General features: G+C 64.8%; 11 protein-coding genes and 1 pseudogene. All 12 read left to right on the top strand.

Annotation, left to right across the window (positions count from 1 at the left end; translation table 11 throughout):
* The first annotated feature begins 159 nt into the window (after positions 1–159).
* Positions 160–1,299: a LacI family DNA-binding transcriptional regulator gene (locus tag CJU94_RS24055; protein WP_095421172.1), complete on the top strand. Its 1,140-nt coding sequence runs from the start codon at positions 160–162 to the stop codon at positions 1,297–1,299.
* Positions 1,300–1,572: 273 nt separating this feature from the next.
* Positions 1,573–2,352 carry an SDR family oxidoreductase gene (locus CJU94_RS24050; protein WP_095421171.1) on the top strand — a complete coding sequence of 260 codons (780 nt, stop codon included), beginning with the start codon at positions 1,573–1,575 and terminating at the stop codon, positions 2,350–2,352.
* Between the two features lie 383 nt (positions 2,353–2,735).
* A complete protein-coding gene (locus tag CJU94_RS24045) occupies positions 2,736–4,148 on the top strand; it encodes an MFS transporter (protein WP_095421170.1) in 1,413 nt (470 codons plus the stop codon).
* Between the two features lie 79 nt (positions 4,149–4,227).
* A complete protein-coding gene (locus CJU94_RS24040; RefSeq protein WP_095421169.1) occupies positions 4,228–5,643 on the top strand; it encodes an MmgE/PrpD family protein in 1,416 nt (471 codons plus the stop codon).
* 41 nt (positions 5,644–5,684) lie between these two features.
* Positions 5,685–6,596 carry an NAD(P)-dependent oxidoreductase gene (locus tag CJU94_RS24035; RefSeq protein WP_095421168.1) on the top strand — a complete coding sequence of 304 codons (912 nt, stop codon included), beginning with the start codon at positions 5,685–5,687 and terminating at the stop codon, positions 6,594–6,596.
* 63 nt (positions 6,597–6,659) lie between these two features.
* Positions 6,660–6,986, top strand: a complete 327-nt coding sequence (locus CJU94_RS24030) for an NIPSNAP family protein (RefSeq protein WP_095421167.1) — start codon at positions 6,660–6,662, stop codon at positions 6,984–6,986.
* A gap of 12 nt (positions 6,987–6,998) precedes the next feature.
* Positions 6,999–7,889, top strand: a complete 891-nt coding sequence (locus tag CJU94_RS24025; RefSeq protein ID WP_095421166.1) for an NAD(P)-dependent oxidoreductase — start codon at positions 6,999–7,001, stop codon at positions 7,887–7,889.
* Between the two features lie 35 nt (positions 7,890–7,924).
* Positions 7,925–9,354 (top strand): annotated as a pseudogene (locus tag CJU94_RS24020) (aldehyde dehydrogenase family protein).
* A gap of 104 nt (positions 9,355–9,458) precedes the next feature.
* On the top strand, positions 9,459–9,854 hold the full coding sequence (locus CJU94_RS24015) for a carboxymuconolactone decarboxylase family protein (RefSeq protein ID WP_095421165.1): 396 nt from the start codon (positions 9,459–9,461) through the stop codon (positions 9,852–9,854).
* A gap of 97 nt (positions 9,855–9,951) precedes the next feature.
* Positions 9,952–11,301, top strand: coding sequence for an MFS transporter (locus CJU94_RS24010; protein ID WP_095421164.1), 1,350 nt, complete (start codon positions 9,952–9,954; stop codon positions 11,299–11,301).
* A gap of 22 nt (positions 11,302–11,323) precedes the next feature.
* A complete protein-coding gene (locus CJU94_RS24005) occupies positions 11,324–12,238 on the top strand; it encodes an NAD(P)-dependent oxidoreductase (protein ID WP_095422769.1) in 915 nt (304 codons plus the stop codon).
* On the top strand, positions 12,235–12,627 hold the full coding sequence (locus CJU94_RS24000) for a cupin domain-containing protein (protein WP_095421163.1): 393 nt from the start codon (positions 12,235–12,237) through the stop codon (positions 12,625–12,627). Before CJU94_RS24005 ends, CJU94_RS24000 begins: the two co-directional genes overlap by 4 nt.
* Positions 12,628–12,645 lie beyond the last annotated feature (18 nt).

Here is a 12,645-nt window from a genome sequence, read left to right as displayed (position 1 = left end):
AATGAGAGCGCTATCATAACAAGTGGCCGGCGGCTTGTGTTGCGATGTCGCGGGCGCGGTCCGAGCGGTGTTTCGCTTCGTCGGTTGCTGCGGGACCGCCCGGAACGACGCCTCGCTTACGCTACAATCAGCCATCAAATCAAAGAGCTGGATGGGCGAGTGAAAAAGCGTGTGGCGGCCGTCGAGGACGGCAAGATCAGGTTGGCGGGCGGGCCGGGAGGCGAAGTGAAAACCGCGTCGAAAGCCGCGTCGAAAACCGTGCGGAAAACGGGCGGGAGCGTGGGCAAGACACGCCCGGGCGGGCAGGCGGTGCGCATGATCGACGTTGCGAAGGCGGCCAACGTATCCTTGATGACCGTGTCGCGCGCGCTCAACGAACCTGAACGGCTTTCCAAGGAAACCCGCAAGCTGGTGCTCGATACGGTGCGCCGCATCGGCTATGTTCCGAATCACATCGCGTCGAACCTCGCGTCGGCCCGCTCGAATGTGGTCGGCCAGATCGTCCCCAGCATCCAGAATTCGTTGTATTCGCACAGCATCAAAGGTTGCGCCGACGTGTTGCGCGGCGCCGGCATGCAGTTATTGCTGGCCGACAGCGGCTACTCGCTCGAAGAAGAAGAGGCGCTGATCGATGCGTTTATCGCGCAGCGCGTGTGCGGCCTCGTGCTGCACGACACCGTGCATACGCCGCGCGCGGTCCAGTTGATCCGCGCCGCCGGCATTCCCATTGTTGAGACGGGCGACCTCGTGCGCGCGCCGCTCGACATGGCCGTCAGCTACTCGAATTTCAACGCGGCCAAGGAAATGACCCTGTATCTGGCGGGACGCGGCTACAAGTCGATCGGCTTTGTCTGCCTCGCCACCAGGAACAATATGCGCGCCCGTGAACGCCTGAAGGGCTACCACGCGGCGCTCGCCGCGCTCGGTCGCGAGCGCAACCCCGCGCTGGTGCGCGAAGTGGAGGGCGGTTTGACCTCCGGCGCCCATGCAATGGTGGACATGATGCAGCGCGCGCCTGAAGTGGACGCGATATTCTTCGCGGGCGACGTGCTCGCCGTCGGCGCGCTGTTCGAAGCGCAGCGGCGCAACTGGAAGGTGCCGGAACGCGTCGCGATTGCCGGTTTCGACGATCTCGACATCCTGCGCCACACGGTGCCGCGCCTGACTTGCCTGAACCTGCCTCGCCTCGAGATCGGCCGGCGCAGTGCCGAGGCGCTGTTGCAACGCATGCGCAACGAGCCGGTCGAACCGGCGAGGCTCGATCTCGGTTTCGAAATCATTCAGCGCGAAAGCACCTGACGTTGCCATTTTATTGCAGATGAACACAGGGGCGCGCAATGCGCCCCTTGCGTTTTGTGCGGTTCGCACCGCTTGCCGGCGTTGCTCGGTCATGCCCACCCAGCGGCGCCGCAGCTGGTTTCGCTCGACTTCCTCTGCCCGTTCCCGGGCAATTTCCTATGTTGCGGCGCCAGTTCTTTTCGGTTAAGTTAGCGCTATCATTCAGAAACGGCAAACGCTGCTGTTTCGCTACGGCCTGGCAACGGGCCTGCTTTCGACAGGGAAAATTGCCGAATGAAGGGGAGAATTGCACTCGTAACAGGCTCGTCGCATGGGCTGGGGTTGGCGATGGCCGATGCGCTTGCAGCCGCGGGCTGCCGGGTCGTGCTGCACGGTGTCGAAACGCCCGAGGCGGTCGAGCCGGCGCGCGTGGCGTTCGAGCGCAAGCACGGCTATCGCGCCGATTATCTGCAGGTGGATCTCGGCGATGCGAGAGCCGTCGAGCGGATGATGTTCGACACGATCGAACGCGCCGGCGCCATCGACGTGCTGATCAATAATGCGGTGGTGCGCCATTTCGCGCCGATCGAAGCGTTTCCCGTCGACAAATGGGAGCAGGCGCTCTCGGTGAATCTGAGCGCGGCGTTCCATGCGATCCGTCTGGCGCTGCCGGGCATGCGCGAGCGCGGTTGGGGCCGCATTTTCAACATGACTTCGGTGTACGGCATGCGCGGCACAGTGAATCGAGTCGATTACGTGACGACCAAGTCCGCACTGCTCGGTCTAACGCGCGCGGTGGCCGCCGAAACCATGGGGCAGGGCATCACCTGCAACGCGATCTGTCCGGGCGCCGTGCATACGCCGACCAGCGAGAATCGCATCCGGGCGCTGATGGCGGTGGAGGGACTGGATCGCGAAACGGCCATCGAGCGCTTTCTGGCCGGCAAACAGCCCACCGGCCATTTTGTGCAGGCCTCGCATGTCGCGGATCTGGTGGTGTTCCTGTGCGGCGATGCGGCGGCGGAGATGACGGGCGCGATGCTGCCCGTCGATGGCGGCTGGCTCGCCACCTAAGTCGCAGGAGTCATCCTGGCTCAGTGCCGGCGTGGCCTGAACCGGCTTCCTGCAACGACGCGTCGCGAGCAGACTGACTGATGCCTGGTCTGTTCGCGGGAGATGTCGGGGAGAGTGCCGTTTCGCCGTCTCCCGAGCGCTTCGAATGATAGCGCTATCTAAGCCTGCTTGTCGCAAGGATGGCCGCGCGGATTTGTCGTGCCACCGCGCCTCCGAACCTCGTGCACTGCAACACAAAAGAAGCTGTGGAACAGGCAATCTCGTCTTGACCGATTGTATGACAGGAATATAATCCACTTTCATGTTAACGCTCACATTGAGCGAGCGAGCGCGGTGGTGGAAGCTACGGAACCAGAACAAAGACATTGACGGAGACAGCATCCATGCAGAACGAAGCGACGATTGGATACCGGCTGGACAGCCTGCCGCTGTCCGGTTATCACTGGCGGTTGCTCGGGCTGATTGCCGCGGGCATGTACTTCGACTCGTTCGATATCTACATTGCCGGCACCGTGCTTGCCGCGATGATCCATAGCGGCGAATCCACGCTGAAGCTCAATGCGATGTTCGTGTCCGTCACGTTCGTCGGCATGATGTCGGGCGCGTGGCTCTCGGGCCTGCTCGGCGATCGTTTCGGGCGGCGCTTCTGTTACCAGTTCAACCTGGGTATCTACGGCTTCGCGTCGATCGCCGCGGCGCTCGCGCCGTCCATGTACTGGCTGATTTTCTTCCGTCTCGTGATGGGAATCGGCATGGGCGCCGAAATCGTGGTCGGCTACGGTACCTTGAGCGAATTCATTCCGGCCGCCTGGCGAGGCCGCTTCGGCACGATCCTCAATCTGATCATCAACACCTCGTTGTTTCTGTCGACTTTCCTCGGCTGGCTGATCGTGCCGCAATACGGCTGGCGCTGGATGTTCGCGATCGCGGGCTGCGGCGCGCTGTTCGTCTGGTTCCTGCGCAAGTCGATGCCGGAGTCGCCGCGCTGGCTGGCTTCGCGCGACCGCGCCGATGAAGCGGATCGGATCGTGTCGAGCATCGAAACGGCATGCGGCGTCGATTCCGCCACGGCGATCGCCGCGGCGGCCCAACAGCCGCGCCGCGCGGCGCCGGGCAATGGGCGTCTCGGCGATCTGTTCTCACGCCGTCTCCTCACGCGCACCATTACCGGCATCACCGTGCTGGTCGCGCTCTTTATCGTCAACTACGCATTCGTCAGCTGGATTCCGACCTTTCTCGTCAAGCAGGGGCACAGCGTATCGAATTCGCTCGGCCTGACGAGCGTGATGTTCGCGGGCGGCCCGGTCGGCTCCCTGATCGCCTTCGGGCTTGCCGAGCGTGTCGGCCGGAAGTGGGGCATCGTACTGTTTTCGCTGATATGCGCGGCCTTTGGCGCGGCCTATCCGTTCGCGCAGTCGGAAGTGACGATCACAGCGCTCGGCTTCGCGATTACGTGCTGTATCTATGTGCTGTCGTCGTTCAGCGTCGCGACCTACGTGCCGGAACTGTTTCCGACCGAGTTGCGCCTGCGTGGCTCGGGCGTGTCGAATACGGCGGGGCGCGCGGTCAGCATCGCCGTGCCGTATGTCGTGGCGTGGGCGTTCACGGGCTTCGGCATCGCCGGCGTGCTGACGCTGATCGTCGGCACGCTGCTCGTGCAGGCAGTGATTGTCGGCGTGCTCGGCGCCGAGACGAGGAAGCGTTCGCTCGAATCGATCGCCGCCGAAGTCAGCGACCCGATCGACGCGTCCGGCGCGGCCGTCGACACCCGCGCGGCTTCGGCCACAAAAGTGTAAGCGCGGCCCGCGTGCGGTGCATCCGCACGCGGCGGCGCAGCGAATCAACAGAGACATCTGGTAGAGGACGACTCCGCACATGGCAGCACAGTCAGACAGCAGTTCAAGCCGGACCAGCCCGATCGGCGATGCCGCCCAGGTGACGCAGCAAGTCGCGCAATGGGTAGCGGATACGACCTGGCAAGACGTGCCCGCCGCCGTGCGCCACGAAGCAAAGCGCTCGCTCGTCAACTATGTGGCCGTCGCGCTGGCCGGCTGCTCCGACCCGACGCTCGCGAAGGCCGTGCGCACCTATCAACGCTTTAGCGCAGGCGAGGGGGCGGGCGTGATCGGGCGCCGCGAGCGCTTCGACATGCTGAATGCCGCGGCGCTCAACGCCATGAGCGCGAACGTGTTCGACTTCGACGACACGCATATACCGACGATCATCCATCCGAGCGCACCGGTCGCCGCCGCGCTGTTCGCGTTCGCCGAGTCGCTCGCGGAGGTCGATCCGCACGCCCGCCCGCTGAGTGGCGAAGCACTGCTGCTCGCGTTCGTCGTCGGCGTGGAAGTGGAGTGCCGGATCGGCAACGCGGTTTCGCCCGAGCACTATCGGCGCGGCTGGCATATCACTTCGACCTGCGGCGTGTTCGGCGCGGCGGCGGCGCTTGCCAAAGCGCAGGGTCTGAGCGCGCAACAGATCGGGTGGGCACTCGGTAATGCGTCGGCGCAGGCCGGCGGTCTGGTGGAAACGCTCGGCACGATGGCCAAGAGCATCAGTGTCGGCAACGCGGCGCGCAATGGTTTGCTGTCCGCGCTGCTCGCCGCCGACGACTTCTCCGGCCCCGATGCGCCGCTCGAAGGCACGCACGGTTTCCTGCGTGTCACCGCAGCGAAGCCGGATGTCGAGGCACTGACGCGTGAACTCGGCCGCGAATGGGCGCTGTTGTCGAACACCTATAAACCCTATCCGTGCGGCGTGGTGCTGAACCCGGTGATCGATGCGTGTCTCGATCTGCGCCGCGACGCGCACTGGACCGTGGACGAGGTCGAGCGGGTCGAGCTGACCGGACATCCGTTGCTGCGCGAACGCACCGACCGGCCGAACGTGCGCAGCGGCCGGGAGTCGCAGGTCAGCGCCCAGCATGCGGTCGCCGTCGTGCTGGCGACCGGCAAAGCGGGCCTCGCGCAGTTCAGCGACAGCGCGGTCGCCAACCCGTCGCTGCGTGCGTTCGGCGCGCGCCTGCGCTTTATCGACGATGCGTCGTGGCCGGTGGAATCGGCCCAGGTGGCCGTCGTGCTGCGCTCGGGCGAAACGGTGTCGCGGCGCATTCAGGCGGCGCGCGGCAGTCTCGCGGCGCCGCTCGCCGATGTCGAACTCGCGGCGAAACTGCGCGATCTGGCCGCCTACGGCGGCTCGGGCGTGGCCCCGCAGCCGCTGCTCGATGCGCTGTGGCGATTCGACAGCGAAACGGATGCCGCGGCGCTGATGCGGCTCGCGCGCGCGGCCTGAGCCGGCGTAACGAAACAGCTTTCAAACAGATGAGGATAGTCATGTCGAGCAGTGAACAAGGCAACAACACGATCGGTTTTATCGGTGTAGGCGTGATGGGGCGGCCCATGGCGCGCCGTCTCATCGAGGCGGGCCACACGCTCGTCGTGTTCGATCGCGATGAACGGGCGGTCGCGGAATTGACGGCGATCGGCGCGCGCGCGGCGACCTCCGTGAAGGATGTGGCCGACTCCGCGCGCATCGTATTCACGAGCCTGCCTACGCCGGCCATCTTCAGGCAGGTCGCGCTCGGCGAAGGCGGACTGAGCGAAGGCGGCGCGGTGAAGATTCTCGTCGATCTGTCCACGGTCGGATCGCGCATGGAAAAGGAAGTGGCCGACGGCCTGCTCGCGAAGGGCATCGACACCGTCGATGCACCGGTGAGCGGCGGCGCCGCCGGCGCGAAGAAGGGCACGCTAGCGATCATGATGGCCGGCAAGCCGGCTGCGCTCGATCAGGTGCGCGGGCTTTTCGAGGCGCTCGGCAAGGTATTCGTGGTCGGCGACCAGCCGGGCCAGGGGCAGTTGCTCAAGCTGCTGAACAACATGCTGTCGTCCACCGCGTTTGCGATCACGTCGGAAGCGTTCGTCGCCGGCGTGCGCGGCGGCCTCGATCCGGAAGTGATGATGTCGGTGATCAATTCGGGCAGCGGCAAGAACGGCGCGACGATGGACAAGTTCCCCAAGCATGTGCTGCCGGGCAGCTTCGATTTCGGCTTTCCGGTCGGCAGCGTGTGCAAGGACATCGGCCTCGCGGTCGACGAATGTCAGGCGCTCGGCGTGCCGATGTGGGTCGGCAGTGTGGCCCGTCAGGTGTGGAATTACGCGGCGATGCAGGACGGCGCGAAACGCGACATGACCGAACTCGTCAGGTACGTCGAACGCTGGTCGTCGGGCGAAGGGCTGGCGGACTGAAAACCGTCGCGGGCAAAAAACTCATTGGCTGCGGCCATCTGATCATCTGACAAGGAGACGTACATGATCGTTGAAATGCGTATTTACCATTGCGCGCCGACGCGCCTGCCGGCGTTGCTCGAGCGCTTCACGTCGACCACGCTCGGTTTTTTCGAAAAGTACGGTATCGAACAGATCGGTTTCTGGACCACGCTGATCGGTCCGAGCAATCACGCGCTGACCTATATGGTGAAGTGGGACAGCCTCGCGGAGCGCGAGCAGAAGTGGAACGCGTTTCAGGCCGATCCCGAGTGGATCGCCAAACGGGCGGCGACGGAAGCCGACAAGCCGATCGTCGAGCGCATCGAAAACCACTTCCTCACGCCGACCGCCTTCTCGGCGCTGCGCTAGGAGAGCGGGCTCATGACACAAGCCAAACGGGTCGGTTTCATCGGCCTCGGCATGATGGGCGCGCCGATGGTGCAGCGCCTGCGCAAGGCCGGCTTCGAACTGTTCATCGACGACGCCGACGCCGCTCGCGCCGAGGCGCTGGCCGATCAGACTGGCTCGCACCGCCTGAGCGCGGACCACGCGGCATCGCTTGACGCCCTGATCACCATGCTGCCCAACTCGGCGATCGTCGAGGCCGTGGTGCTCGGCGACGCGGACAACCACGGCTGGGCCGCGCGGCTCGCGCAAGGCGCCGTGGTCATCGACATGAGTTCGTCGGAACCGGAGCGCTCGCGCGAACTCGGCAGGACGCTCGAAGCACAGGGTCTCGCGTATCTGGATGCGCCCGTGTCGGGCGGCGTCAAGCGCGCGAAGGAAGGCACCCTGGCGATTCTAGCCGGCGGCCATGCGGACGTGCTCGCGCGCTGCAAGCCGCTGCTCGGCGCGATGGGCACGAACGTGCTGCATATCGGCACGGCGGGCGCCGGGCATGCGGCCAAGGCGCTCAATAACTACGTGTCCGCGGCGAGCGTTGCGGCCACGGTCGAGGCGCTGCAGATTGCCAGCCGCTTCGGTATCGATCCGCAGGTGATGACGGACGTGCTCAATGCGTCGACGGGCCGCAGCAATACCTCGGAAAACAAGGCGAAGCAGTTCATGCTGAGCGGCACCTTCGCTTCCGGCTTCGCGTTGCAGCTGATGAACAAGGACCTGAAGATCGCTCACGCGCTCGCGCGGGCGGTGGGGCATCCCATGACGTTCGGCGCGACCTGCGCCGAGGTGTGGGACGAAGCGGCGCGGCGTTCCACGCCCGCCACCGATCACACCGAGCTGTACCGGCTCCTGCCCGGCGCCGCATCCTGAACCCGCATTCTGATTCATTGATTCCGGAACCTGTCATGTCACATGCAGCCCAGTTTTATATCGGCGGACGTTGGGTCGAACCCGCGTCCGCCGTCTGGTTCGACGTCGTCGATCCAGCGACCGAAACGCCCTTCGAAAAGCTCGCGATGGGCAATGCCGAAGATGTCGATCGCGCCGTCGTGGCGGCGCGCCGCGCGTTTGCGGCATGGTCGGCGACGAGCGTCGCCGAACGCGTGGCGCTGCTCAAGCGCATCGTCATGATCTACGAACGCCGCTACGACGAATTCGCCGAGCTGATGCGCCGCGAAATGGGCGCGCCCATCACGTTCGCGCGCAACGGTCAGGCGGCGCGCGGCCCCGCGCATCTGAATGCGCTGATCGAGGTGCTCGAACGCTTCGAATTCGAGGAGCAGCGCGGCAGCACGCGCGTGGTGCTCGAGCCGATCGGCGTGTGCGGACTGATCACGCCGTGGAACTGGCCGGTCAATCAGATCGTCGTGAAGATCGCGCCGGCGCTCGCGGCCGGCTGCACGATGGTGCTCAAGCCAAGCGAGTATTCGCCGTTAAGCGCGCTGCTCTTTGCCGAGGTGCTCGACGAAGCGGGCGTGCCGGCGGGCGTATTCAATCTCGTCAACGGCGACGGGCCGGGCGTCGGCTCGGCGATCGCGAGCCATCCGGATATCGACATGGTGTCGTTCACCGGTTCGACCCGCGCCGGCGTGCTGGTCGCGCAGTCCGCTGCGGAAACGGTCAAACGCGTTGCTCAGGAGTTGGGCGGCAAATCCGCCAACATTCTGCTCGACGACGTCGATCTGGATCAGGCGGTCACGCGCGGCGTTGCCGGGTGCTTCACGAATTCGGGCCAGTCGTGCTCGATTCCGACCCGCATGCTGGTCCGCGTCATCTGATGAACGATGCCGCGCAGATCGCGAGGCGTGCCGCGCAAGCCTATCGGCTCGGACCGACCGACGACCCGGCCACGCAGCTTGGACCGCTCGTCAACGCGAACCAGTTCAAGCGCGTCCAGGCGCTGATCCAGACGGGCATCGACGAAGGCGCGCGGCTTGTCACGGGGGGCACGGGCCGCCCGGACGGCATCGGCAAGGGCTATTACGCACGCCCGACCGTATTCGCCGATGTCACGCCGGAGATGACCATCGCGCACGAGGAAATCTTCGGGCCGGTGTTGTCGATGATCCCGTACGACTCGGAGGAGCAGGCGATCGAGATTGCCAACGGCACTGATTACGGCCTCGCGGCCTACGTGCAATCCGCGGATGTGGCGCGGGCGCGCAAGGTCGGCCGCGCATTGCGCGCCGGCGGTGTGCACCTGAATTACCCGCCCGCCGATTTCGGCGCGCCTTTCGGCGGCTACAAGCGCTCGGGCAATGGCCGCGAATGGGGCGAAGCGGGCCTGCGCGAGTATCTGGAAACCAAGGCGCTGGTCGGCTACGGCGTGGATTGAAGCGCGGCGGCCGGCACTGCCGCAAAAAAATTTCCGCGCCTGACCTGTCCGACAATCATCCGGTCAGGCAATCAACCATGGATTTGAACCACAGAGGAAACACGATGGATAACAACGACCGCTTCAACAAAGGTTTCGACAATCGCAAGGAAGTGTTGGGCGCCGCCCACGTCGAAAAATCGTGGGCCAACGCCGACGACTTCAACCGGCCGATGCAGAAGTTCGTCACCGAAAGTTGCTGGGGCGACATCTGGGGCGACCCGACGCTGTCGTTCAAGACGCGCAGCATGCTGAACCTCGGCATGCTCACCGCGATGAGCCAGCACCACGAACTGTCGGTGCACGTGAAGGGCGCGCTGCGCAACGGCGTGAGCAAGGAAGAGATCCGTGCGGTGCTGATGCAGGCGGCCGTCTATTGCGGCGCGCCGCTCGCGCTCGCGGCCTTTCGCGTCGCGAGCGAGGCGATCAAGGCGTACGAAGCGGAAACAGGCGCGGCCTGAGCCGTCGACCCATCCGGACAGCTAACGGCTGACAGCACGGGCAAGCACAGAGAGAACCGCATCGCCGCACGGTGCGAACAACGAAACGGAGACAGAGATGAAAGCGTTGACTGGGAATGACGTTGTAATGTCGGAGGGCGAGCAGTCGATCGAAACGAAGAGACACAACGCGATCAAGGGCGCGTTCTTCTCCGAGTTCATCGACATGTTCGACATCTATCTGCCGGTGGTGGTGTTGTCACCGGTACTCGGATATTTCCAGCCGCCGCATCTGTCGAGCGGCATGGAGACGATCCTCGCGTCACTGGTGTTCATCACGACGCTGCTCGGCCGCCCGGTCGGCTCGTTGCTGTTCGGCATGGTCGCGGATCGCATCGGCCGGCGTAAGGCGTCGATCTGGTCGGTCTCGGGTTTCGGCGTGGTGACGTTGCTGATCGCATTGCTGCCGGGCTATGAAAGCATCGGCATCGTGTCGTACTGGCTGCTGGTGCTGCTGCGTTTCGTCGACGGGATTTTTCTGGGCGGCGGCTATACAGGGGCGATGCCGCTCGCGATCGAGTACTCGAAGAAAGAGCAACGCGGGTTTGTCGGCGGCTTCATCATTGCCGGCTTTCCGGCCGCCTACGTGACCATCAATCTCGTCGCGATGCTGATGTTCGCGCTCTTTCCGCTGAACGGCATGCATTCGCCGTACGCGCAATGGGGCTGGCGTATTCCGTTCGTGCTCGGCGCGGCGCTCGCCGGCCTGCTGACGATGTACTACGTGCGCAAGGTCGCCGAATCGGAGATCTGGAAGAGCGAAGCGGCCGACAAGGCGGTCGTCGCCGACAAGCTGCCGCTCTCCGACCTGCTGCGCGGCAAGAGCGGGCGCAACCTGCTGCAGGTGCTGGTGATGATGACGGGCTTCTGGCTCACGCAAAACATCATCACGATTTATCTGCCGACCGGCTTGCTGGTGAAGACGCTGCATCTGAGCGGCTTCCAGATGAGCGCGACGCTCATGCTCACGTACTTCGTGCTGTTTTTCAGCTACATCGGCGCGGGGCTGATCGCGCAGCGCATCGGACGGCGCCGCTTCTTCGTGATCGTCGGCCCGTTGATCGCCACGGTCGGCGCGGTGCTGCTGTACGTGCTGGCGAACGTCGACGGGCTGTCGCTGCCGGCCATCATGGCGCTGGTGTGTGTGCTCGCGGTGCTCGTCACGTCGCCGTGGGGCGTGATCGTCACGTACATCAACGAGCGCTTCGTGACGGATGTGCGCGCAACCGGTTTCGGCGTCGGCTTCAGTCTGTCGGTGATTATCCCTTCGTTCTACGCGTTCTATATGAACTGGCTCGGCGCTTTCATGCCGCTGCGGCTGACCTCGGTCGTGCTGCTGTGCGTGGGCGGACTGATCGGCATGATCGGCGCGCTGATGGGCCCGGAAACGAAGGATGTCGATTTCTGATTTTGAAGGAGGAATGCAATTCATGAACAAGGAACGGATCGGCTTTATCGGTCTCGGCAACATGGGCGGGCGCATGACACGGCGCCTCGTCGATGCGGGCATCGCGGTGCTCGGCTACGACACCGCGCGCGAACGCATCGACGCGGCGGGCGCGAAGGCGGCGGGCACGCTGGGCGAAGTGCTCGCGTTCGCGGACGTCGTGATGATGTCGTTGCCGGACAGCAAGGTGGTCGAAGCGGTTGTCGAAGGCGAGGGCGGCGTGCTCGCGCACTGTCGCGCAGGACAGATCGTCGTGGATCTGAGCACGGCCGCTGCCAGTTCGACGATCCGCCTCGCGCAACGCTTCGCCGAGCGCGGCGTGCGTTATGTCGATGCGGGTATTTCGGGCGGCGCGGCCGCGGCGGAAAAGGGCTCGCTGACGCTGATGGTGGGCGGCGATGCGGATGCGGTCGCCGCGTTGCAATGGGCGTTCGCGCCGATCAGCTCGAAAGTCGCATACATGGGGCAGAGCGGCGCCGGCCACACCACCAAGCTGCTCAACAATTTTCTGAACGCCGTGAGCCTCGCCGCGAGTGCCGAAGTGATGGTGGCGGGCAAGAAGGCGGGGCTCGACCTGCATCTGCTGCTCGACGTGCTGAACAGCAGCAGCGGCGTCAACTTCGCCACGCTCAACCGGTTCCCGAAGATCGTCGACGGCGACTATCTGGAGGGTGGCCTGACCGGCAAGCTGATGACCAAGGACGTCGTGCTGTACGTCGACCGCATTCGCGAACTCGGCGTGGTCTCGCTGAATTCGGCCGGCCCGCTGGCGAGCTTCGGCCTCGGCACGGCGCTCGGTTATGGCGATGTGATCAGCAACCGTGTCGTCGATGCGATCGGCGACGTGTCGGGCGGCGTGCGGCTGTTCGACGGAACACACAAGGAGAAAAACGCATGAAGGTCTTTCACGGCAGAGCGGCAGGCGCGCTATCCGAGCGCCGCAGCGACACGTTTACCGGCACCGTCTGGGCCGACCCGGTGATGCCGGCTACCGATGGCGTCACCATCAACACGGTGTTCTTCGCACCGGGCGGACGCACGTATTGGCACACGCACGAGCACGGCCAGGTCCTGCAGGTCACGGCCGGTCAGGGATGGATCTGTCTGGACGGCGAAGCGCCGCAGCCGATCCGCCAGGGCGACATGGTGTTCATCGGGCCGAACGAGCGGCACTGGCACGGCGCGAGCGAAGGCAGCTACATGGTGCACATCGCGACCTCGATCGGTAAGGGCACCTGGCAGGAAGAGGTGGCGGAACGGGATTATCCGACGAGCGCCGCGCGCTAGCGCGCAGCAGTGACAGCG

Origin of the sequence: Paraburkholderia aromaticivorans (assembly GCF_002278075.1) — a bacterium.
Taxonomy (GTDB): Bacteria; Pseudomonadota; Gammaproteobacteria; order Burkholderiales; family Burkholderiaceae; genus Paraburkholderia; species Paraburkholderia aromaticivorans.
This window is presented reverse-complemented; position numbering and strand designations above follow the sequence as displayed.

Coding starts and splice junctions, on each gene's coding strand:
- CJU94_RS24050 (WP_095421171.1), top strand. CDS start 1,573: ATGAAGGGGAGAATTGCACTCGTAACAGGCTCGTCGCATGGGCTGGGG.
- CJU94_RS24045 (WP_095421170.1), top strand. CDS start 2,736: ATGCAGAACGAAGCGACGATTGGATACCGGCTGGACAGCCTGCCGCTG.
- CJU94_RS24040 (WP_095421169.1), top strand. CDS start 4,228: ATGGCAGCACAGTCAGACAGCAGTTCAAGCCGGACCAGCCCGATCGGC.
- CJU94_RS24035 (WP_095421168.1), top strand. CDS start 5,685: ATGTCGAGCAGTGAACAAGGCAACAACACGATCGGTTTTATCGGTGTA.
- CJU94_RS24030 (WP_095421167.1), top strand. CDS start 6,660: ATGATCGTTGAAATGCGTATTTACCATTGCGCGCCGACGCGCCTGCCG.
- CJU94_RS24025 (WP_095421166.1), top strand. CDS start 6,999: ATGACACAAGCCAAACGGGTCGGTTTCATCGGCCTCGGCATGATGGGC.
- CJU94_RS24015 (WP_095421165.1), top strand. CDS start 9,459: ATGGATAACAACGACCGCTTCAACAAAGGTTTCGACAATCGCAAGGAA.
- CJU94_RS24010 (WP_095421164.1), top strand. CDS start 9,952: ATGAAAGCGTTGACTGGGAATGACGTTGTAATGTCGGAGGGCGAGCAG.
- CJU94_RS24005 (WP_095422769.1), top strand. CDS start 11,324: ATGAACAAGGAACGGATCGGCTTTATCGGTCTCGGCAACATGGGCGGG.
- CJU94_RS24000 (WP_095421163.1), top strand. CDS start 12,235: ATGAAGGTCTTTCACGGCAGAGCGGCAGGCGCGCTATCCGAGCGCCGC.